The organism is Hypnocyclicus thermotrophus, from assembly GCF_004365575.1.
GTDB lineage: Bacteria > Fusobacteriota > Fusobacteriia > Fusobacteriales > Fusobacteriaceae > Hypnocyclicus > Hypnocyclicus thermotrophus.
The window spans coordinates 13597-34989 of sequence record NZ_SOBG01000011.1 but is presented as its reverse complement, the minus strand read 5'-3'; the positions used below and the strand labels follow the sequence as shown (position 1 = coordinate 34989).

The window sequence follows — 21393 nt, the reverse complement described above, 5'->3', positions numbered from 1 at the left end:
ATAGGCAGATTTTTTATAATCTGCCTATTTTATGTATCTATATACCATATTTCCTTCTTTTTTTAGATACTCTATTCTAATTAATCCTTCATCATCTTCTATTGCTACAACAAATTCATCTTTTTTTTCTTTTAAAATTTTTGATTCATACCCTAATTGTTTTAAATAATAAACAATGTTATTATTTTTTTCATTACAATAACAAATTTCTAAAAATAAATTATTTTTTTCTACTAAACGATATAATTTTTTATTTTGAATCTTAAATTCTATTATTTTTACAACTTCTTCTTCCTCTTTATAATTATTTATATATAATGCAAATAAATATAAATTATTTTCTTTATAATATTCTTTTACTTTGAAGCCATTATTTTCCAAGAGTTTTTTTATATCTAAAATATTTTTAATTTCTTTTTTTGCATATTCCACCCACATATCTTCCCTCCTTATATTTCTTTTATTGTATCCTACTTTAATTTTATTATATTTTTTTTAAATTTCAAACTTTTTTAAAGGTTTTTTTTATTTTTTTAGTAATAATATATTGAATAAAAAAATTTTAAATAAACAAAGGAGGAACAAAAATGAGTGAGAAGTTTAATAAAGTTATTTTAAGAGTTGCTCCCGATGGTGTATATATTAAAATAAAAAATGAACCTATGAGTATCTCTAGTGTACTTGCATTTTTAAATCAAACAGAATTAGATACTTTTGATTTGGAAGCTGTAAAACAAGCTTATTTCGAAAGAGGTGTTGAAGTAAAAATATCAGATAATATTGAAAATCTTAAAAAAATTCCTGATATTGAAATAAAAATAAGTGATGATAAAATGAAAGCTTATTTAAAAATAAAAAATACTGGTTTTATAGAATTTTTATCTTTAAAATATTTATTAGAAAAAGCTTATGATATAGGCATTTCATATGGTATAAATAAAAAAGTTTTATTAGGTATGATAAAATATGATTATAGAGGAAAATTTGTTCTCTTTGCAGAAGGAACTCCACCTATAAAAGGAAAAGATGCTATGATTCATTATAAATTTATGCCTAAAAAAAATAAAGATGAAGATAATCCTAATAACAAAATTGACTATAAAGAAAGAAATGATCTTTTTATCCCTGTAAAAAAAGATCAAATTTTAGCTGAAAAAACTCCTGCTACTCAAGGTACAGATGGAATTGATATTTTTGGAAATATTATTCCAGCTATTCCTGGTCAAGATAAAGTTTTAAAAAGAGGTGAAAATACACAATTAATTCATAATGGCCTCACTTTAGTTGCTGCAATATCTGGGCTTGTTGATATTAATGGTGATACTATTTCAGTAAAAAATATATTAATTGTTAACGATGTAAATATAAAAACTGGAAATATAGATTTTGAAGGAACCGTATTAGTAAATGGAAATGTAGATTTGGGATATCGAATAAAAGCTGATAATGATATTCGAATAAAAGGAGTAATTGAAGGTGCTATTTTAGAGGCTGGAAAAAATGTAATTATTGAAAAAAATTTTATCGGTTCTGAAGTAGGTAAAATTATTGCAAATCATAGTATAAAAATTAGAGATTTAGAATTTGCTTACTTAGAAGCAAAAGAAAATATAATAATTACAGATAGTGCTGTAAACTGTCAAATTTTAGCTGGTAAGTCTGTTGAAGCTATTCAAGGTAAAGGTATAATAATGGGAGGAGAAATCATTGCAATAGAGGGGTTATCTACAAAAATACTTGGTTCTAAAAATGGCTTAAAAACTATTATAAAAACTGGAAAATCTATATCTGTAAAAGAAGCTGTCGATAAAATAGATGAATATAAATCAGAAAATAAAAAAAGATTAATTAATATTGAAAAAAGTTTAGAATATATGGAAAACTTGCGTTTTGCTCACCCAGAATCATTTGATGAAGAAAAGAAGAAGCAATTTAACAGACTTCTTAATGAAAAATTAGCTATTGAATATGAAGTAAAATCTATGGTTAAAGATATAGCTAATAATCTAAAAAATGTCCATCCAACTGAAGGAAGCTTAGTTAAAGTATATAAAATATGCTATCCTGGAGTAGAGATATGGTTAAATAAATATAAATATGTCGTTACTAAAATAATGAAACATGTAGAATTTGTATATATAAATAATAAAATAGAGATACGTCCATTAAGAAAATAACTATAAATTAATATAATAATATATGGGGGTTAAAATGAAAAAAATTAATTCAAAACAAGATTTAGAAGCAATTATTTTAGGTGGATTATTTTTAGGCGCTGGTGGTGGTGGTGGCAAAAATGAAGCTATTATAATCCAAAATAAAATTCTAGAATATATAAATCAAGGGAAAGAAATTAATATAACTACTGTCAATGATAACTCTTTAAATTCTGGTGCTGTAGTTGCAATGATGGGTTCACCTCTTGCATTAAAAAAAGACAACGATTACTCTGCTCCTTCTAGAGCCTTTAATACACTCAGTAAACATATGAATGAAAATTTTAATTTTACACTTCCTATTGAAATAGGGGCTGTTAATAGCCTTATTCCTATCCTTACTGCTGCTCAACTTGATAATCTTTTTGTTCTTGATGCAGATGGTTCAAGACGTGCAGTACCTCAATTACAACTTACTACTTATAGTAAAGATATAAAAATTGCCCCTGCTGTATTATCAAATGATAATTTAAATAATTACATAAATTCTCATTTAAATATAACTATTGATAGCGAAAAAATAAATGATTTGTTATCTTCTGATATATCTGATGCGGAAATATTAGAAAGTATTGCTAGAAACATTCTTAGTAGTAATATTTTTGAATGTTTATGTGGTATATCATTCTATCCATTTAAAAAATCTGAACTAAATAAATTAGCTGATTCTACTATTCAAAATACTTTATCATTAATTTATAAAATTGGTAAAAATTTTATTGAAAATAATGATAGAAATTTAGTACAATATATCTATAACCTATTTTATAATAATAAAAAAGAATTGACTACTTTTTTTGGTGGAATAAAACCTATAAAAATATTTAAAGGTGAATTTGTTGAGTATATCCCTGGAAGTATTGATAAAAAAGGTTTTGATTTTGGTACTATTATCATAAAAAATGAAAACCAAGAGATGCATATTTTTTTTGAAAATGAAAATTTACTTTCTAGCTTACATGAAACAAAAAAAATAAATAAATACAAATCAACACACAAATGTAATTTATGGGGAATGGCTCCTGATACTATTTCTTATGTAACAAATGAAGGTCCTTTATCTAATGTAGAAGTAGTTAACTTATCTAAAGGAGAAAAAATTTTGGTTATAGGTTCAAAATGCGATAATAAGATGAGAGATCCATTTATATCTAATGGATTTTATAAAGTTATCTATAATTTAGCAAATCATAATAAAGGGGGCTTTATACCAAAAGATCTTATCCCTACAAAATATATTCCCATTGAAAAATTGGAATAATTGGAGGTTTTATGTATATTTTTAATAGTCTACGAAAAAAATTACTCTTTTCTATATTACCTATCTTGATAATAAGTATTTATTTATTATCATTTTATCATGCAAAAAATACAAAAAAATATCTTCTCGAAGAATACAGAGTAACACAAAATCAAACAGAAAATGAAATTATTTCATATATTTATTTAATTGACTCTGCTTACAAAATGTTTGAAAAAAAATTAAATGAAGAATTAAATAAAGATATCCTTAAATTTGTAAATGAATACAATAAAAGTTCTAAAGATATCTCTAAAATTAATTTAATAGAAGTTAGTAAATATTTTAAAAATAAATATGATTTTTATATAATAGATGAAAATACAACTGTAATAAAAAGTACAGAAAATAAAGCATTAAATTTTAATTTTAAGAAATTTAATAAAAAACTTGGAGAAAATATTGACTTTATTAGAAAAAATGGAAAAATTTATAATGAAAGGCTTCGAACAAATGTAATGAGTGGTTTTTTAAGTACTTGGGTATATAAATCTACACCCGATAAAAAATATTTATTTGAACTTGGATATACTGCTAATGGGTTAAAAGATTTTATTAATGACCTTGATCCCTTAAACATCATTGATAAACTAAAAAAAATTAATCCAATTATAAAAGATATAAAAATATATGATGTTTTTGGATATCAATTTGTAAGTAACGGGCAAAATTATGCTCCTACCAAAAAAAGTAAAGAAATTGTTGAATTAGCTAAAAAATATACTAAATATACTAAAGAAGATAATGAATATATAGAAAATATTATTTATATCAATTTAAATACGGGATTCAATATATCTGATCATAGTAAAATAATAGCTATACAATACGATAAATCTTTTATAAATAAACGTTTAAAAGAATTAAATCAATTTACATATTTTGCAATAACTATTTCTGTTATTATTTCTATATTTATTATTTCTATTATAAGCTTTTTTGTAACACATTCTTTAAAAAAATTAAAATTTATTTCTCATGAATTATCAAATGGAAATTTTAATATTAAAGCAGATATAAAAAGTAATGATGAAATTGGAGATTTTGCAAAAACATTTAATATTATGACTGCTAAATTAAATGATAGTTTTAATCAAATAAAAGAACAAAATAAAAGAATTGAAGAATACAATTTAACATTGGAAGAAAAAGTAAAAGAACGTACAAAAGAAATTAGAATTAAAAACGAAAAAATTGTTTCATCTGTAAGATACGCTAGAAAAATTCAAAACTATATTTTACCTTCAAAAAAATTTTTAAAAGAAAATTTTAAAGACTTTTTTATTATTTGGCAACCAAAAGATGTGGTTGGTGGAGATTTTTATTTTGGAAAAAAAATAGAAGAAATTATTTATTTCGCTGTTATTGATTGTACTGGGCATGGTGTCCCTGGTGCTTTTATGACAATGGCTACAAGTTCATTTTTAAATGAATTAATTACAAAAGAGATATCACCTTCTGAAATATTAAATGGATTAAATCATAGAATAAAGACATATTTCAATAAAAATAGTCAAAAAATATCAGATGATGGACTTGATATTTCTCTTATAAAATATAATTCAGTTAGTAAAAAATCTATCTTTGTAGGAACAAAGCTTTCAATGTATTTATCAAAAAATGGAGTTATTAAAACATTTAAAGGTGATCGCCAAAGTATTGGATATATAAAATCAAAAGATCATTACGATTATACAGAATATAAATTTGATGCAACTTCAGATACAATAATCTATCTATCTACTGATGGATATACTGACCAAAATGGTGGTCCAAAAAATTTTGGTTATTCAAAAAAACGATTAATAAATGATTTAGATCAAATAGCTCACAAACCATTAGATGAACAAAAAAAAATTATTATTGAAAATTTAAAGAAATGGAAAGGTAAAGAAACTCAACGAGATGATATTACTCTGATAGGAATAAAATTTAAATAATTATAAAAAAGAAGCTCTTATAATAAGAGCCTCTTTTTTTATTTAATTTTATTAAAAGCTTGTTCTAAATCCGCTATTAAATCATCTACATTTTCTAATCCTATCGACAATCTAATAGTTTCAGGTTTTATCCCTACTTCTTTTAATTTTTCTTCTGAAAGTTGTCCATGAGTAGTACTTGCTGGATGAATAATTAATGATTTTGCATCTGCAACGTTTGCTAAGTGTGAAAATAATTCTACACTATCAATGAACTTTTTACCTGCCTCTACGCCACCTTTTATTCCAAATGTAAATATCGAACCTACACCTTTAGGAAAATATTTTCCTGCTAAAGCTTTATTTTCATTTTCATCTAATTCAGGATAACTTACCCATTTTACTAACTCATGATTATTTAAATATTCTACTATTTTTCTAGCATTTTTTATATGTCTTTCTAATCTAAGACTAAGTGTTTCTATCCCTTGTAATATTAAAAATGCATTAAATGGACTAATTGCTGCTCCTGTATCTCTAAGGAGTTTTACTCTGGCTTTTAATATAAATGCAGGTGCCCCTAAATCTGAATATTTTAATCCATGATACCCTGGATCTGGCGTTGTAAAATTATCAAATCTTCCACTTTTTGCCCAATCAAATTTTCCACCATCTACAATTATTCCACCAATACTTGTACCATGCCCCCCTAAAAATTTTGTAGCTGAATAAACTACAATGTCTGCTCCATGCTCTAGCGGTTTAAAAAGATATGGTGTCGCAAAAGTATTATCTATTATTAATGGTAACCCATTTTCATGTGCTATATTAGCAACTGCTTCTACATCAACAAGAGTACAATTTGGATTTCCTATTGTTTCTATATATATTGCTTTTGTTTTTTCTGTAATAGCATTTCTAAATCCTTCTAAATCATCAGGATCAACAAATTTCGTTGTAATCCCAAAATCATTAATTGTATTTGAAAGTAAATTAAATGTTCCACCATAAAGATTTCTTGCCGCTACAATTTCATCACCAGCTTTTGCCACTGTAAGTAAAGCATATGTTATTGCTGCAGAACCAGAAGCCACCGCTAAAGCTCCTACTCCACCATCAAGTGCTGCTAATCTTTCTTCAAGTACTGCTGTTGTTGGATTCCCTATTCTTGTATAAATGTTTCCAGCTTCTTTTAAAGCAAATAAATTTGCAGCATGATCTGTGTCTTTAAATACATAAGATGTTGTTTGATAAATAGGTACTGCTCTAGAACCAGTTTCACTATCTGGTTTTTGTCCTGCATGTAATTGTAATGTTTCAAATTTTAAATTTTTACTCATATTTAATTCCCCCTTAGTTTTTTTATTTTACTTTTTATAAATTATTATTTTTATAAACTTATTATCTACATAATTATTTATCTTTATTCTCTATTTATTTTTTGTTTATTCTTTTAGTAAATAATATTTATAAAAAAAACTCTTCTCTAATGAGAAGAGTTAAAATCTTAATTTTATCTCTCTCATCTTCGAATTTTGATTTAAATTTTTAAATCAATTATTTCACGGAATTAGCACCACACCATAAGGTAGGTTGCTGAAGTTTCTAAGGGCCGTTCCCTCCACTTCTCTTGATGAGTTTTTGTTCAGTTTTGACTTAATAGAAGTATACAATAAAAAAGTAGTTTTGTAAAGTTTTTTTATTAAATTTGTCAAAATTTTTTTTAAAAATTATTATTTCTTTAAAATAATAATAGTTTTTAATTTAAATATAGAAATAGTTTACCTCTTTTAATTTTTATGTTAAACTATTAATAATGCCAAAGTAATAAAGGAGAGAAACCTATGAAAAAATTAATATTTCTTTTGTTTTTATTAAACATAAGTTTAACATTTTGTAATACAAAAATATATAATGAAGAAAATTATAAATTTCCATTTAAAAATAGATTTACAAGTACCGCAATAGGAACTCCTCCTAGATTGCAGTATAAAATCAAAAAAAAACCTGTTGTTTCATTATATAAACTACAAATAAATAAAACAAATAATATCCCTGAAATATTTTGGTTTGCTAAAAAAAACATTTTTTCATTAGCAAAACAGAAAAAAAAGGCCCCTCTTGTATATATTTTTTCGGGTACAGGAGGTTACTATAATGCTCCAAAAACAAAATTTTTAAGAGATGTTTTTTATAATAATGGATTTCATGTAGTTTCTCTCACATCCCCTAGTCATCCATCATTTTTAATAAATTCATCTTCTTATGGATATACTGGAATTATAGAAAAAGATTCAAAAGATTTATACAAAGTAATGAAAAAAGCTCATGAAATAATAAAAAAACAAATTAAATATACTGATATATATTTAGTAAGTTATAGTTTAGGAGGAACTCATGCTGCTTTTGTGTCAAAACTTGATGACAAAGAACATTATTTTAATTTTAAAAAAATATTTATAATTAATCCTGCTGTAAACTTATATACTTCATCTATCATTCTTGATGATTTAGTTGAAAAATATTTCCCAAATAAAATTTCTGATGTTAATAATTTTATTTCAAATACAGAAAATTTATTTTTTAATATTTATCCACATGATCATATAAATCTTGATTTAAATATAATCAAAGATAACTCTTATAACTTAGAAGGACTTGGACTTACTGAAGAAAAATTTAAAATATTTATTGGTCTTTCTTTTAGAAATTCTATAACTAATATATCATTTATTAGTGATATTAAAAATAATCTTGGAAAAATAGTTCCTAAAGATACTAAATTGTCTAAATTTGATTCTATTACTAAATATTACAAAAAAGCTAATAATATGAGTTATATAAAGTATTTCAATGAATATGTTCTTGAAAATTTAAAAAAAGATGACCCTACTTTAACAAAAGAAAAACTTATAGATATGGCCAATATGATGAGTATTACAGATTATTTAAAAAATAAAAAAAATATGTATGTTGCCATAAATGAAGATGAATCTATTTTACTTCCTGAAGAAGTTAAATGGTTAAAAGACACTTTCAAAGGACGTAGTTTTATTTATCCATATGGTGGTCATTGTGGTAATATGTACTATAAACAAAATGTAGATGATATGCTAAGCTTTATTTTAGATAAAAAAAATTAATAAAAATTTTATAAAGGGGTAGAGAATTTATGACTATTTTTACATTGATTTTATTAAGTATCGGATTAGCAATGGATGCTTTTGCAGTATCTATATCTCAAGGTGTTGCTGTTAAAAGATTAAAAATAAACCAAGCACTTACTGTAGCACTTACTTTTTCTATTTTTCAGGCATTCATGCCATTATTAGGATTTTTTTTAGGAAAAAGTATTTATAATTTAGTTCATAATTATAATAATATAATTGGATCTGTTTTATTAATTGGAATAGGTCTTAAAATGCTACATGAAGCATACAAAGAGGAACAATGCGAAAGAAATGGTAAATGTTAAACTATAACCTTATTCTTCTTGCTATTGCTACAAGCATAGATGCGCTAGCCGCTGGATTTTCTTTAGCTTTTACAAAACATTTAAATATTATATTTTCAGTTGCTATCATAGGATTTATTACTTTTATTATTTGTTTTAGTGGAGTGTATATTGGAAATAAAGCAAATAAATTTTTAACCACAAAGGCAGAATTTTTTGGTGCTTTTGTTCTTATAATTCTTGGCATAAAAACTTTTTTTATATAAAATAAAAAGTGAGAAAAACTCACTTTTTATTTTGTAGTAAATGTATATACTCCATCCCAGTCTTCTGGTGGAGGATTTTTTATATATTCTTCTATTCTTTTTATATAAAGCTTACTCGGTCCATCATTTTCATCTACTTCAATTGCTTTTAAAAACATCTCTTTTGATTTTTTCCATTCTTTATTAAAATAAAAATCTAAGCCTTTTTCATATAATTCTTTTAATTTTAATTTTTCTTGAGATAATTCTCCTTTTTTAGCCATTAGTTCATAAGTTTTTACTGCTACTTTTTTACCTTTAACTCTTGCTAAATCTAAAAGTCTTGCTTCTACGTCTTCTTTTACTTTTTTATATGTATTTTCACTTATCATTATATAAGTTCCATACATTTTATTAGCACCTTCAAGCCTTGAGGCTAAATTTACTTCATCGCCTATTATAGTGTAATTAAACTTTTTATTTTCACCTATATTACATCCCATATTCCCTACTACCATTTCTCCACTGTTTATACCAATTCTTGCATATATCGGCGGATATCCACTCTCTTTATATTTTTCTCTAAATTCTACTAATTTTTCTTGGTATTCTAGTGCTGCAAAACATGCATTTAAAGCATTATTCTCTAATTGGATTGGTGCTCCAAAGATAGCCATTACCGCATCTCCTATATATTTATCAATAGTTCCTTTATATTCTAATATAATATTAGTTGAAACTGATAAATAATCATTTAAAAATTCAACTAATTCTTCTGGACTCATTTTTTCAGAAATAGAAGTAAATCCTTGTATATCCGAAAAAAATGCAGTAAGCTCTCTTTTTTCTCCTCCAAGTTTCAACATTTCCGGTTTTTTTACTAACTCTTCTACAAGTATCGGTGAAATATAATGCCCAAATACATTCCTTATATATTTTTTTTCTTTACCTTCTAAAAAATAATTTTCTATTGTTAAAATTAAATATATTAAGATAAAAACGACAATTGGATAAAAAACTTCTATCCACAGACCTTTTCTAAATAAAATATAAGATAAAATCAAGTACGTCACTATAACACTATTAGTTAAAATATTTGAAAGTGCTAAATTTATATCCTTTATTGACAATATAAATATAATTAAACTTCCAAATAAAAATAAAAGTGGTACTTCTCCTTTTACCTCTATTCTTTTCATAAATTTATTATCAATAAGATTTTGAATAGCTGTTGCATGAAGCTCTACTCCTGGTGTGTTAGGATCAAGAGGTGTTACCCTTAAATCATATAGTCCTTTTGCACTATCTGTATATCCTACTAATACTATTTTGTTTTCAAGTTCTTTTTTATCTACTCTTTTATTAATAATATCTGTATATGATATATATTTAAATGTATGCCCTTTCCCATAAAAGAAAAGCCTTTGATAACCATTTATATTTGTTGGTATAGTTTTGTATAGTTTTTCATCTTTAAAAATATCTATTTTAGAATTTTTTAAATCTAATACTACATTATCCTTTATACTTAAATTTTCTGATTTTAAGTACACTAATAAGTACAATGGTGGAAAATACAAATTTGATAAATTTTCTTTTGTAACAGTAACAATTCCTCTAAGAACTCCATCTATATCTGGTCTACCTACATCATAAGGTGCTATTCCATATGCAAATTTTGCAATAATATCTATAGGAGGAATTATTTTATATATTTCAAACGGTTTTACACGTCTTTCTCCTGTTCTTCCTACTTCTTTTATTTCGTCTAATATTCCATTTATTTTATAAAAACGGCTTTTTTGATAATATATTTTATTATACTCAAATCTAGATATATCTTCTGCTATATCCATAATATTATAAGTTCCTATTACAGTATTTTTTGCTTTCTTTAATGCTAAAGCAAATTCATAGTCTTGGTCTGTATCAAGTTTATTTATTTCTTTTAAAAGTTCAATAGCATCTTGTTCTGGTATAATTCCTTGCTTATATTTAGTAGCCACTATTGTTTTCATATTTTTTTTATAATCTATTTTATCTTTTGATACACCTTCTTCTGTAAAAGATACATCAAATCCTATACTTTTTACCCCATATTCAGTTAAAGCTGTAACTAGTTTGCCATGTATACTTCTTTCCCAAGGCCATTTACCTATTTCAATTAAACTTTTTTCATCAACACCAGCTATCACTACATCATATTCGCGATTTTTTTTCTCAAATATATCCATTGCTTTATATCTCATATCATATGTTTTTACTTCAAAAATTTCAAAAAAAGTCATTCCAAGATTTGTGTATATTATATAAATAAAAATCATAAAAGTGAGTATAATATACCCACTTTTAATTATATTTTTTCGTAACATCATTTTTCTCCTAATCTATTGTCATTGTTACACTACTTTCACTAGTATAAATCTCTTTCTCATCATTTCTAAAATGTTCATCAGATGTTTCATTACTATATCTGTGATAATCTACTGTTACTACTCCAGGTGTTGTAGTAAAATCATACTGTATTTCAGCTACATTACTACTATTATAATAATATTTTAAACTTGTAAAATGATCTCCTAAATAAGTAACATTTGCATCATAAGTTTTATTTACATCTATATACGATGGTGATGTATTTGTACTATATGAATATTTATCATATTTAAATGATTGTAAATGATTATTTGTGTCATAATTTATATTATAAAATTTTTCTATTAGTTCTGTATTATAATCTATATTATTATTACCATCTTTGTCTTCATACACTTCAACAGCTTCAATATTTCCGTTCGTATCATATTTTAATAATGCTTCAAATTTATTACTATCATCATGAAGAGATATTAATTGTGCCTCATTATAATCTAAATATTGTATATTTGAATTTGTTGAATTACTAAATAATTTTTCTACTTGTGTTGCACGTCCATACTCATCTGCTGTTATTAATAATCCACCTGTTGTACTATTATTACTATCCATTAAATCAACATATTCTGTAGAAATAGCTGCCTGTGTAGAAGCTTGTGCAAAATAAAAATATTTCCAAAGTTCAAATGCAAAATTTTTATATTTTTCTATATAATCATTTATTACTATGCCTTTATCGTACATTTTTATTTTAAATATATGCGAATGTGTACTTCCATGACTATTTGATGCAACTATTTTATAATAATAATCATTTGGCGCTGTAACTGTAGTAGTAAAATCACTTGGATAATCAAAGTGTAATTGTATATTTGAACTTGTTGAATTTTTTGTTGCAGATTGTAAAGATAATGAAGTTGGTGCTGTTCCAAAATATAATTGATAATTAATATTATTATCTATCGATGATGGGCTAACAAAATCAGAATTACAATTTGATTCTACAGAATCAAATTGTATTCCACTAAAGCTTGAAATATCTACATATATAATATCTCCCGCATTTACATTTGATTTATTATCATATGGGTAGACAGTTTTCCCTTCAACACTTGTATTATAAATAATATTAGGCGCTCCAAAGATAGCAGTATAAGAATTAACTCCTGGTCCAATATTTAAATAATCATATATAACATTTAATGGATTATTTTGATTATCTTTACCAGAAATATCGATATTCCATTGTCCAGCTAAAAGATTATCAATACTAGCTGATGTAGCCGGATAAACTATTGATACAGATTTTGATTGTTGTAAAGTGGCATGATTTAAATTAATTTCAATAGTCTGAGTTTCAGGAAGTATATTTGCCATTATATTAGAATTTTGTACTATATTTTTCTTAGGCCATTTTACATTAAATACAAACTCACCATCACCTTTTGTTATATCAGTAGCATTTTTCACCTGTTCTTTTACATCATTACTATTATTAAAACATCCCAAAAGTGTAAATAATATTAATATTATCCCTATTTTTTTCATTTATTTTCCTCCTTAATTTTTTAATATAAAATGCTTTAATCCTATTTTTCATATTTACTATTATTGAAAACTAATAGTAAATATATTGCTATCTTTATAACCTATAGTATTTTCACCTCTAATTTTAAAATAATATTTTTGACCTGGAGTAAACTCATATGAAGGAAAATCAATTGGATAATTGAATTTTATAATTTCTCCGCTATAAGTAGAACTTACTTCTGATATTTGCACAGCATTAGACATATCTGAATTTGTACTTACATATAATGTATAAGTAATATGATCATATTGTGAGTATGTTGAAGAATCTACATTAATATGGCTATAATTTGATCCCATAGATTCAAATTCTATTCCAGTAAAATCACTAAGATTTGTCGTAGTATCCAAAGAAATACCATATATGTTGTTAGGCCCACCAAAAAATACTGTATAAGCATTTGTCCCTTCGTTTATAACGATATCATCATATATAAAATTTAATTCTTTATCTAAACTATTATATGCTTTCATATCAATAGACCAATTCCCAACTTCCAAATCATCAATTGTAATTAAATATTCACTTTCACCATTTCTAATTATTTCCTTTTTTATTTCTATAGAATTATTATAATTATTTCCATCATATTTAAATAAATATATTGATATTTTTTTTGTTTCTGGTAATATATTTGTACTAACATTTGTATTTATCTCTTTTTTAGGCCAATTTATCATAAATTTTAATTCACCTTTTGGCTTTTCTTCTTGATAATTAATACAACCAACTATCATTAATAATAAGACACTCATAATTACTTTTTTCATTTATTTTACCCCTTTTTAATCTTACTTAATCTGTATTATTAATTTATTTGTTTTATCTTCTTCTATTTCTTGTATTTTCTTAATTATTTCTACTGCATTTGCTTGATCTACAGTTTGATTAACAAAATTATCAATCATAGTTAAATTGTTTTTTAATGATATTACTTCTGGGTTTGTATTAACTGTTTCCTCTTTTACCCCATCTTTTACTTCTGAAACTACTTCTTTTGATTTTTCTTTTATAGTCTCTTTTTTTTCTATTGCTTTTTCTTTTAGAGTTTTTATTTCTTCAGATTCTTCTTTTGTTTCTTTTACTTCTTCTATTTTTTCAGCAACAATTGCTATAGTTTCTTCTGGGTTTATTTCTTCTTCTGGTGGTGTTTCTTGATGTTGCTCTATTTCTCCTATACTACCTTTTCTATCTACTTTTACCTTTTGATTTTTGTTTACAAGTATTTCTAAATCACTACCTATCTTTTTTACACTTACAATTCCTGAAAAAACTGTAATATCAGAACGACCATTTTTAGCCGCCGATACTGTAAATTTTGTTCCTCTAACACCGGCAACTACACTTCCTGTTTTTACTTCGTATTTTGCACCTGTTTCTACTTTTTTCTTTACATTTGAATATATTTTCCCCCATAATAGATTTAACCCTGTTTCTGTTATTTCTTCTGTTTGTGGTCTTCCTTTTAGTGACTCTATATAAACTTTTGTTTTTTCTCCTATATTTACAAAGCTTCCATCTTCCATTTTAAGTGAAAGTGTTGTTTTTTCTGTAGTTAAAATAGTCATTTTTTCTTCTATTTCTGCATTTTCAACTAGTTGATACCAACTATCATCATTATCCAGTTTTAAAAATGCTTGCCCATTTAATTTTGATACAAAAGCTTTTTTAGGTACTTCATTTATAGTATCTTCAGTTAATAAGTCTTTGAATTTTTCTGTATCATCTTGAAGTAGAGAATCTAATTCAGAGGCACTAAATATAATATTAAAAATCATTATATAAAATATCATTAAAATTGTCTTTTTCATAATTTCCCTCCTAAAACTCTCTACTAAGTGTAGTTGATATAATATTATTTATATAATCATATGAATTGATATTTGAATTTCCATATATAAATGTATACCCAACGCTCCAATTCATTTCCCATATTGTTTTCCCACTAATATTTCCAGCTATGTTATGTGATATATCTTTTTTCTTAACTCCATCAATTTCTAAACTATTCAATTTATAAGACAATATATATCCATAATTCATATTATATTTTTCTTTAAATTTTTGAGTTCTATTTATTCCTATATTTATATAATTATTATCATAAGTACTTTCATTATATTTCTCTTTTCCAGTTATAAAATTAATTGTATTTAATATTTCTTTTTGATCTAAATAATTATAAGTTGAATAAAGAGTCATCGTAGTTCCTTTATAATTATCTATTTTATTATTTTTATATCCTATATCTATTCCAAAATTAATATTTGATTTATCATTTATAGTTTTAAATGATAATACCCCTATATTTATCCCAAATTCACTATATTTCCCATTTTCAAATGTTAATTTAAACATACTAGGCGCTGATATATTTAATGTATCATTAATAAAATATTGAGGTTGTCCTCCTATAAATATATTATGATTTGTTTTAGTAGTTTCTTTTGAATAAAGTTGATTTCTATAAGAGGTAAAAAAAGTAAGATTATAATTGTCTGATATTTTATTAACTCCCATTAGAGTAAAGTTCATATTTGTATACATATCTCCAATTTTATTTTCTTTTAATGTATATAAATTGTCATTATATCCTAATCCTAACTCTATATTTTTTAGATATTCAATATTAGCTTTTTTCTTATAAATTCTTTCAAGTTCTTTTAATTTATTTTTACTTTTTTTATCTAGTTTAAATTTTTTGATTTTTTTTATAGTTTTTATAACTTCATTATTATATTTTTCATCAGTTACATATATTTTTAATAATTCAAAATTGTAATATAATTTATCAATATTATCAAAATTTTCTAAAATATATTTATAATATTTTATTGCTTCATCCTTTTCAGAAAGACCATTTTTTATTTTTGCTAAATTTTTATAATATTTTTCCCCTTGTTTTTCTTCAACAGATAAATTTTTTAATAAATCATTAGCCAAATTATAATTTTCATTTTCTACTAATATTGCTATTAAGTCGAGCCCTTCTACTTTGTTTAATTTTTGATTATTACTTGTTTCTAAGTTTTCTATAGCAAAAATAGTGCTATAAATAAAAAACATTCCTAAAAAAACTTTTTTCATAAATTCTCCCCCAAACTATAATTTTATTTCCAAAGTTTCATATGCTAAATAACTTTCTTTAAATATTTTTCTTGCTATTTCTACTTTTTTATCTACAATTTCATCTGTATCATCTGGACTATGATGCGTTAAATAAAGTTTTTTTACTTCCGCCTTCTTTGCATTTACTGCTGCCATTTCAGGAGTACTATGCCCCCATCCTTGTTTTAATTTGTATTCATCATTTAAATAAGCACTATCATGTATCAAAATATCTACATTTTTACTAAATTCAATTAATTTTTCATCTCCACCTACATAACTTTCAACATCCGTTGCAAATACAATTTTTTTATTTTTATATTCTACTTTGTATATATTTACTCCCCCAACTGGATGATTAATTGCATGCATACAAGTAACTACTATATCTTCTTTTTCTATTTCATATGTTTCATAATTTTTGTTATAAATTTCTATATTGTTACTATCTTTTCTAATTATAATAATTTGATTATCATGGGTTTCATATATTCTTTTATAACTTCCTGTTTGTCTAAATTTTACTGGAAAATATTGATGACTCATTATATTAGTTAAAATATCACTAAAACTTGCTGTAAATACTGCTGAACCTATAAAATTAAAAAAATATTTTTTCATATAAATAGGTGTAAAGTACATCAAACCTTGTATATGATCTATATGTGTATGCGTAAAAAATATATTAATTTCTGTATTTTTTTTATTTTTCAATATATCTTTACCATAATTGATTATCCCTGTTCCTGCATCAAATATCATTATTTTTTTACCAATTTCAATAGATAAACATGTAGTATTCCCACCATATTTTTTATATTGGTCACCAAACACATTATGACTACCTCGTACTCCCCAAAATTTTATTTTTATATCATCCGCCATTAATTTCCCTCCTATTATTTATCATAATTTTTATAATAAATGACTTTTCAATAAATTTATATTACAATTTTATTATTTTATCCAATTCTTCTTTATACAATTCATATATTTTTTCTTTTAAAAATATATCTAATAAATCTTTTTCCAAATGATTTGCTTCAACTTCTTTTTTTAAAATACTTATAGCTTTATCTACTGACATAGGAGGTTTATATGGTCTATCTCTTGCTGTAAGAGCTTCAAAAATATCTAAAATAGCTAATATTTTTGCTTGTGTCGTTATTTCATCGCCTTTTAATCCTAGCGGATATCCTGAACCATCTATTTTTTCATGATGTCCTCCTGCTATTATTGGTACGTTTTTTAATTGTTTTGTCCATTTTATTCCATCTAAAATCTCTTTTGAATATACTACATGTTCTATCATTTCTTCTCTCTCTTTATCAGTTAAATTTCCTCTTTTGATTGATAAATTTTTATATTCAAATTCATCTATAATTTTTTCTTCTTTCTCATTTATTTTTATTTTTTCATTATATATTTCTTTTAATTTTTCCTCTTCTTCTTCTTGTAAATAACCTTTTTTATTAGTTTCTTCTATAAACTTTATATATTCATCATATTTTTTTATTTTTTCAATTTCTCCATTTTGAGATAATATTTCTCTAAAATATTTATATCTATATTTAATTACATTAATTCTATCTTCAGTAAGTCTATCTCTTTTTTGTAAAATATATTCTTTAACTCCTATTTTACCTATATCATGAAGAAGTGCTGCATAATATATCTCCTTTATTTGATTTTTATCATATTTTGTATAAGCATATTTTCCATAATTTACTTTACTTACTGTTTCTAAAAATTTTAATGCATATCCTGCTAAACGTCTTGAATGACCAGAAGTAGTATTATCTCTTTTTTCTAAAGTCATAACCATAGATTCAATAAACGATTGTAAAAGATTTTCAATAGAATTGTAAAGTTTTGTTCTTTCAATAAGAATAGCTGCTTGAGATGCTAAAGAACTGATGATTTGTGCTTCAATTTTATTATACTCTAAAATTTGTTTTCGTATCTCTTCTTTTTTTTCTAAAATCAAATTATAATCTGATTTTTTATTTATAAGTTGTAATACTCCCACAAGCTCATGATTATAATCTAACATCGGTATTACAAGCATATTTACTGTTTGATAATTTATTTTTTCATCAAAACTAGAATTATATTTTAATCCAATATTTTCATCAATATTATTTACATTTTTTAATATTAGAGTTTTTTTACTAAACCCAACATATCCCGCTATACTGTTCCTGTCTAAAGGAAGAGTAAATTCATTAAAATCTATTTTTCTTGAGACATTATGAGTTATTGCAAATCTTAAATAATCTTTACCTTTCTCATCTGTTTCTTTTACATATATGCTTCCACCGTCACTACAGGTTATTCTCATACTTTCTTTTAAGATTATATTTAATAATTTCTCTATATCTCTTTCTGCAGATAACGATATTGCGATTTTTATAAGGTCATTTAATAATTTTTTATAATCTAACTCCATTTCTTCTCCCCACAATTTTCTTAAAATTTTCTTAAAACTTTTTCTATTTATAATATTAAAAAAATAGAGGAATTTCCTCTATTTTTTTATTATTTTTTCTTAAAAAATAAATTTACACTTTTTTTAGACTTTAATTCGTTACATGTATTACAAAAAAATTGTAAAGCCCCACAAGCTGATAATAATTCTACTTCTTTTCCACATTTATTACAAGTAGCTCTTTTTACATAAGCTTCATTACATATTTCACAAAAATATTCTCCTGTTCTATTATTTTTACTCATGACATTATTGCATATAGGACAAATTCCTGTTTTTTTTATATTTTCCTTCATACTTATTTCCTTTCACTATTAGCTCAATATAATTTTTCTATATTTCATATTTTTTTATTCAAAATCTATTTTTTAGTAACCTTATTATTATAAAGTGTCAGTGCTTACACTTTTTTATTATTAAAAAAATTTATATTTTTTCAATAATTATTTTTTTTGCGTCTTTCTTTCTGATTGCTATATTAGTATTTCTTATCACATATTGTTTTGGATCTCCTAAAGGAGCATTTCTTTTAAAACTAATAATTTCACCGCTAGTTACTCCCATGTCAATAAGTCTTTTTTTTAACTCCCCTATATCACCTATTTTTATTATTTTTGCTTGTTCACCTCGTTTAAGCTCAGTTAATAACATTTTGCACCTCATTATATTATTTTTTGTTTTTCTAATATTATATAAATATACTTCATTATATTAAAACTATTATCCTATGTCAATATATAATAAAATTCCCATCTATTTTTTTGAAATGGGAATCTTATTAAAGTTATTTAATTTTATTCATGTCTAAGTGCATCTATCGGATTAAGCTCTGCTGCTTTTTTTGCTGGAAACGTTCCAAAAATTACTCCAATTCCTCCTGATACAAATACTGCTAACATTAACATCCATATACTTAATATTGGTTGAATATTCATAATATTCCCTACTATCGTACTAATACTATATCCTAATACTATTCCTAATAATCCGCCAACTAATGTAAGTGTAACTGATTCTATTAAAAATTGAGTTAATATATCTTTATTTTTAGCTCCAATTGCTTTTCTTATTCCTATCTCTCTTGTTCTTTCTGTTACTGTTACAAGCATTATATTCATCACCCCTATACCACCTACAAGTAATGATATAGCTGCTACTGATGTAAGTAATAACGATACTGTAGAAAGTATATTGTTGAATGAATCTAATGGTGAACTACTACTTCCTATTTCATAGATATCTTTTTTATTATGTGATTTTTCTAAATAACTTACTACTTTATCAGCTATACTGTCTTTTTGATTTATATCATTTATCTTAAATTTTATTTGTGATATTTGAGTATCATTTACATATTTTTGAAAGGTAGTATATGGTAAAAATGGAAAATACATCTCTCTTCCACCTAATGTACTTAATAAACTTTTCATAGGATTTTCAAATATCCCCACTATTATAAAATTATAACTTTTCCCTCCCCCTACATCAATCTTTAATTCTTCTCCTACTACATCTATTCTTCCAAATCTTTTCATAGCATATACATCATCTATAAGCACTACTCTATCCGCTTTTTCTACTTCTTCTTCTGTAAACTCTCTTCCATATAAAAGGTCATATCCATTTACATACAAACCATTTTCATTAGTCCCTGTTATTTTACTAAATTTTCTTTTTTCATTTAACATTACACCGCCTCTAGAGGCTATATCTGGTGTTATTCCTTCTATTCCATTAATTTTTGATATTTCTTCCAAATCATCTTTTGTAATATAATCTTTTTTACTCAATACTTCATCATCAGATTGGACAGATATTGTCACCGTTCTATCCATTACATCTTTTAAATCACCTGTTATTGATTGTTGACTTCCTTTCCCAATCATCGATATCATGATAACTGATGAAATCCCTATAATTATTCCAAGCATGGTTAAACTTGAACGAATTTTATTACTTACAAGACTTTGAAATGCTGATTTCAAAGTTTCATTTATATTCATTAGATACCTCCTAATAATTTATCTTATCAGAGATAATCTCCCCATCTTTAAAAGTTATTGCTCTTTTACAATTAGCTGCTATTTCAGGTTCATGAGTAACCATTACTATTGTTACTCCCTCTTTGTTTAACTCTTTAAAAATCTCGATTATCTCTTTTTCTGATTTACTATCTAAATTTCCTGTAGGCTCATCCGCTAAAATTATTGCAGGATTATTTACAAGAGATCTAGCAATTGCTACTCTTTGTCTTTGTCCTCCTGATAGTTCATTTGGTCTATGGTGAATTCTATCTTCTAATCCTACTCTCTCTAATGCCTTTTTAGCTCTTTCATGTCTTTCATGTGCATGAATCCCCGCATACATCATAGGTAATTCTACATTTTGTACCGCTGTAAGTTTTGGTAACAAATTAAAAGATTGAAATACAAACCCTATTTGTTTATTTCTTACTTCAGCTATTTTATCTTCTTTTATTTGCGAAATGTCTAATCCGTTTAATAAATATTTTCCAGAAGTAGCAGTGTCAAGACACCCTAATATATTCATCATTGTAGATTTACCACTACCACTGCTCCCTATAATTGCTGTAAATTCCTTCATTTTTATGTGTAAATTTATATTTTTTAAAGCATGTACTTCAATATCTCCTGTTTTATATATTTTATTAATGTTTTCTAAAATAATCATATCTT

General features: G+C 24.7%; 19 protein-coding genes and 1 riboswitch. Of the genes, 6 read left to right on the top strand and 13 right to left on the bottom strand.

Annotated features, from left to right (window positions below; all coding sequences use genetic code 11):
• Positions 1–24: 24 nt before the first annotated feature.
• Complete coding sequence (locus tag EV215_RS10105) at positions 25–438, bottom strand: hypothetical protein (protein ID WP_134113893.1); 414 nt, start codon at positions 436–438, stop codon at positions 25–27.
• A gap of 149 nt (positions 439–587) precedes the next feature.
• Here EV215_RS10105 and EV215_RS10100 point away from each other — a divergent pair, with 149 nt between their 5' ends.
• From EV215_RS10100 to EV215_RS10090, 3 genes are read left to right on the top strand one after another with little or no spacing between them, the layout of a single operon-like run.
• The gene (locus tag EV215_RS10100; RefSeq protein WP_134113892.1) at positions 588–2177 is read left to right on the top strand and encodes a flagellar assembly protein A; all 1590 of its coding nucleotides are present in this window, start codon (positions 588–590) and stop codon (positions 2175–2177) included.
• Between the two features lie 34 nt (positions 2178–2211).
• Positions 2212–3477, top strand: a complete 1266-nt coding sequence (locus tag EV215_RS10095) for an S-methyl thiohydantoin desulfurase domain-containing protein (protein WP_166667406.1) — start codon at positions 2212–2214, stop codon at positions 3475–3477.
• Between the two features lie 11 nt (positions 3478–3488).
• Positions 3489–5456, top strand: a complete 1968-nt coding sequence (locus EV215_RS10090) for a SpoIIE family protein phosphatase (RefSeq protein WP_134113890.1) — start codon at positions 3489–3491, stop codon at positions 5454–5456.
• 38 nt (positions 5457–5494) lie between these two features.
• Here EV215_RS10090 and EV215_RS10085 read toward each other — a convergent pair whose 3' ends face one another.
• Positions 5495–6775, bottom strand: a complete 1281-nt coding sequence (locus EV215_RS10085; RefSeq protein WP_134113889.1) for an O-acetylhomoserine aminocarboxypropyltransferase/cysteine synthase family protein — start codon at positions 6773–6775, stop codon at positions 5495–5497.
• A gap of 179 nt (positions 6776–6954) precedes the next feature.
• A riboswitch (SAM riboswitch) is annotated at positions 6955–7075 on the bottom strand.
• 204 nt (positions 7076–7279) lie between these two features.
• Here EV215_RS10085 and EV215_RS10080 point away from each other — a divergent pair.
• From EV215_RS10080 to EV215_RS10735, 3 genes are read left to right on the top strand one after another with little or no spacing between them, the layout of a single operon-like run.
• Positions 7280–8578: a hypothetical protein gene (locus tag EV215_RS10080; RefSeq protein WP_134113888.1), complete on the top strand. Its 1299-nt coding sequence runs from the start codon at positions 7280–7282 to the stop codon at positions 8576–8578.
• 29 nt (positions 8579–8607) lie between these two features.
• Entirely contained in the window at positions 8608–8910 is a 303-nt protein-coding gene (locus tag EV215_RS10705; protein WP_134113887.1) for a manganese efflux pump MntP, read from the top strand.
• On the top strand, positions 8904–9155 hold the full coding sequence (locus tag EV215_RS10735; RefSeq protein ID WP_134113886.1) for a manganese efflux pump: 252 nt from the start codon (positions 8904–8906) through the stop codon (positions 9153–9155). Before EV215_RS10705 ends, EV215_RS10735 begins: the two co-directional genes overlap by 7 nt.
• 26 nt (positions 9156–9181) lie before the next feature.
• On the opposite strand, the gene EV215_RS10065 is transcribed toward EV215_RS10735, so the two are convergent.
• The 11 genes from EV215_RS10065 to EV215_RS10015 all read right to left on the bottom strand — a co-directional run bounded on the left by EV215_RS10065 (position 9182) and on the right by EV215_RS10015 (position 21388).
• Positions 9182–11458 (bottom strand): CHASE2 domain-containing protein, encoded by a 2277-nt coding sequence (locus EV215_RS10065; protein ID WP_166667405.1) that lies wholly within the window; start codon positions 11456–11458, stop codon positions 9182–9184.
• 58 nt (positions 11459–11516) lie between these two features.
• Positions 11517–13058 carry a hypothetical protein gene (locus EV215_RS10060; RefSeq protein ID WP_134113884.1) on the bottom strand — a complete coding sequence of 514 codons (1542 nt, stop codon included), beginning with the start codon at positions 13056–13058 and terminating at the stop codon, positions 11517–11519.
• Between the two features lie 60 nt (positions 13059–13118).
• Positions 13119–13871 (bottom strand): hypothetical protein, encoded by a 753-nt coding sequence (locus EV215_RS10055; RefSeq protein WP_134113883.1) that lies wholly within the window; start codon positions 13869–13871, stop codon positions 13119–13121.
• 21 nt (positions 13872–13892) lie between these two features.
• The gene (locus EV215_RS10050; RefSeq protein ID WP_134113882.1) at positions 13893–14912 is read right to left on the bottom strand and encodes a FecR family protein; all 1020 of its coding nucleotides are present in this window, start codon (positions 14910–14912) and stop codon (positions 13893–13895) included.
• A 10-nt stretch (positions 14913–14922) separates the two neighbouring features.
• Positions 14923–16188, bottom strand: coding sequence for a tetratricopeptide repeat protein (locus EV215_RS10045; protein WP_134113881.1), 1266 nt, complete (start codon positions 16186–16188; stop codon positions 14923–14925).
• A gap of 15 nt (positions 16189–16203) precedes the next feature.
• Positions 16204–17094, bottom strand: coding sequence for an MBL fold metallo-hydrolase (locus tag EV215_RS10040; protein ID WP_134113880.1), 891 nt, complete (start codon positions 17092–17094; stop codon positions 16204–16206).
• Positions 17095–17155: 61 nt separating this feature from the next.
• The gene (locus tag EV215_RS10035; RefSeq protein ID WP_134113879.1) at positions 17156–18658 is read right to left on the bottom strand and encodes an HD domain-containing phosphohydrolase; all 1503 of its coding nucleotides are present in this window, start codon (positions 18656–18658) and stop codon (positions 17156–17158) included.
• An 89-nt stretch (positions 18659–18747) separates the two neighbouring features.
• Complete coding sequence (locus tag EV215_RS10030) at positions 18748–18993, bottom strand: zinc ribbon domain-containing protein (protein WP_134113878.1); 246 nt, start codon at positions 18991–18993, stop codon at positions 18748–18750.
• Positions 18994–19123: 130 nt separating this feature from the next.
• Positions 19124–19348, bottom strand: coding sequence for a FeoA family protein (locus tag EV215_RS10025; RefSeq protein ID WP_134113877.1), 225 nt, complete (start codon positions 19346–19348; stop codon positions 19124–19126).
• 143 nt (positions 19349–19491) lie between these two features.
• On the bottom strand, positions 19492–20700 hold the full coding sequence (locus EV215_RS10020; protein ID WP_134113876.1) for an ABC transporter permease: 1209 nt from the start codon (positions 20698–20700) through the stop codon (positions 19492–19494).
• 10 nt (positions 20701–20710) lie between these two features.
• The gene (locus EV215_RS10015) at positions 20711–21388 is read right to left on the bottom strand and encodes an ABC transporter ATP-binding protein (protein ID WP_134113875.1); all 678 of its coding nucleotides are present in this window, start codon (positions 21386–21388) and stop codon (positions 20711–20713) included.
• Positions 21389–21393: the final 5 nt, after the last annotated feature.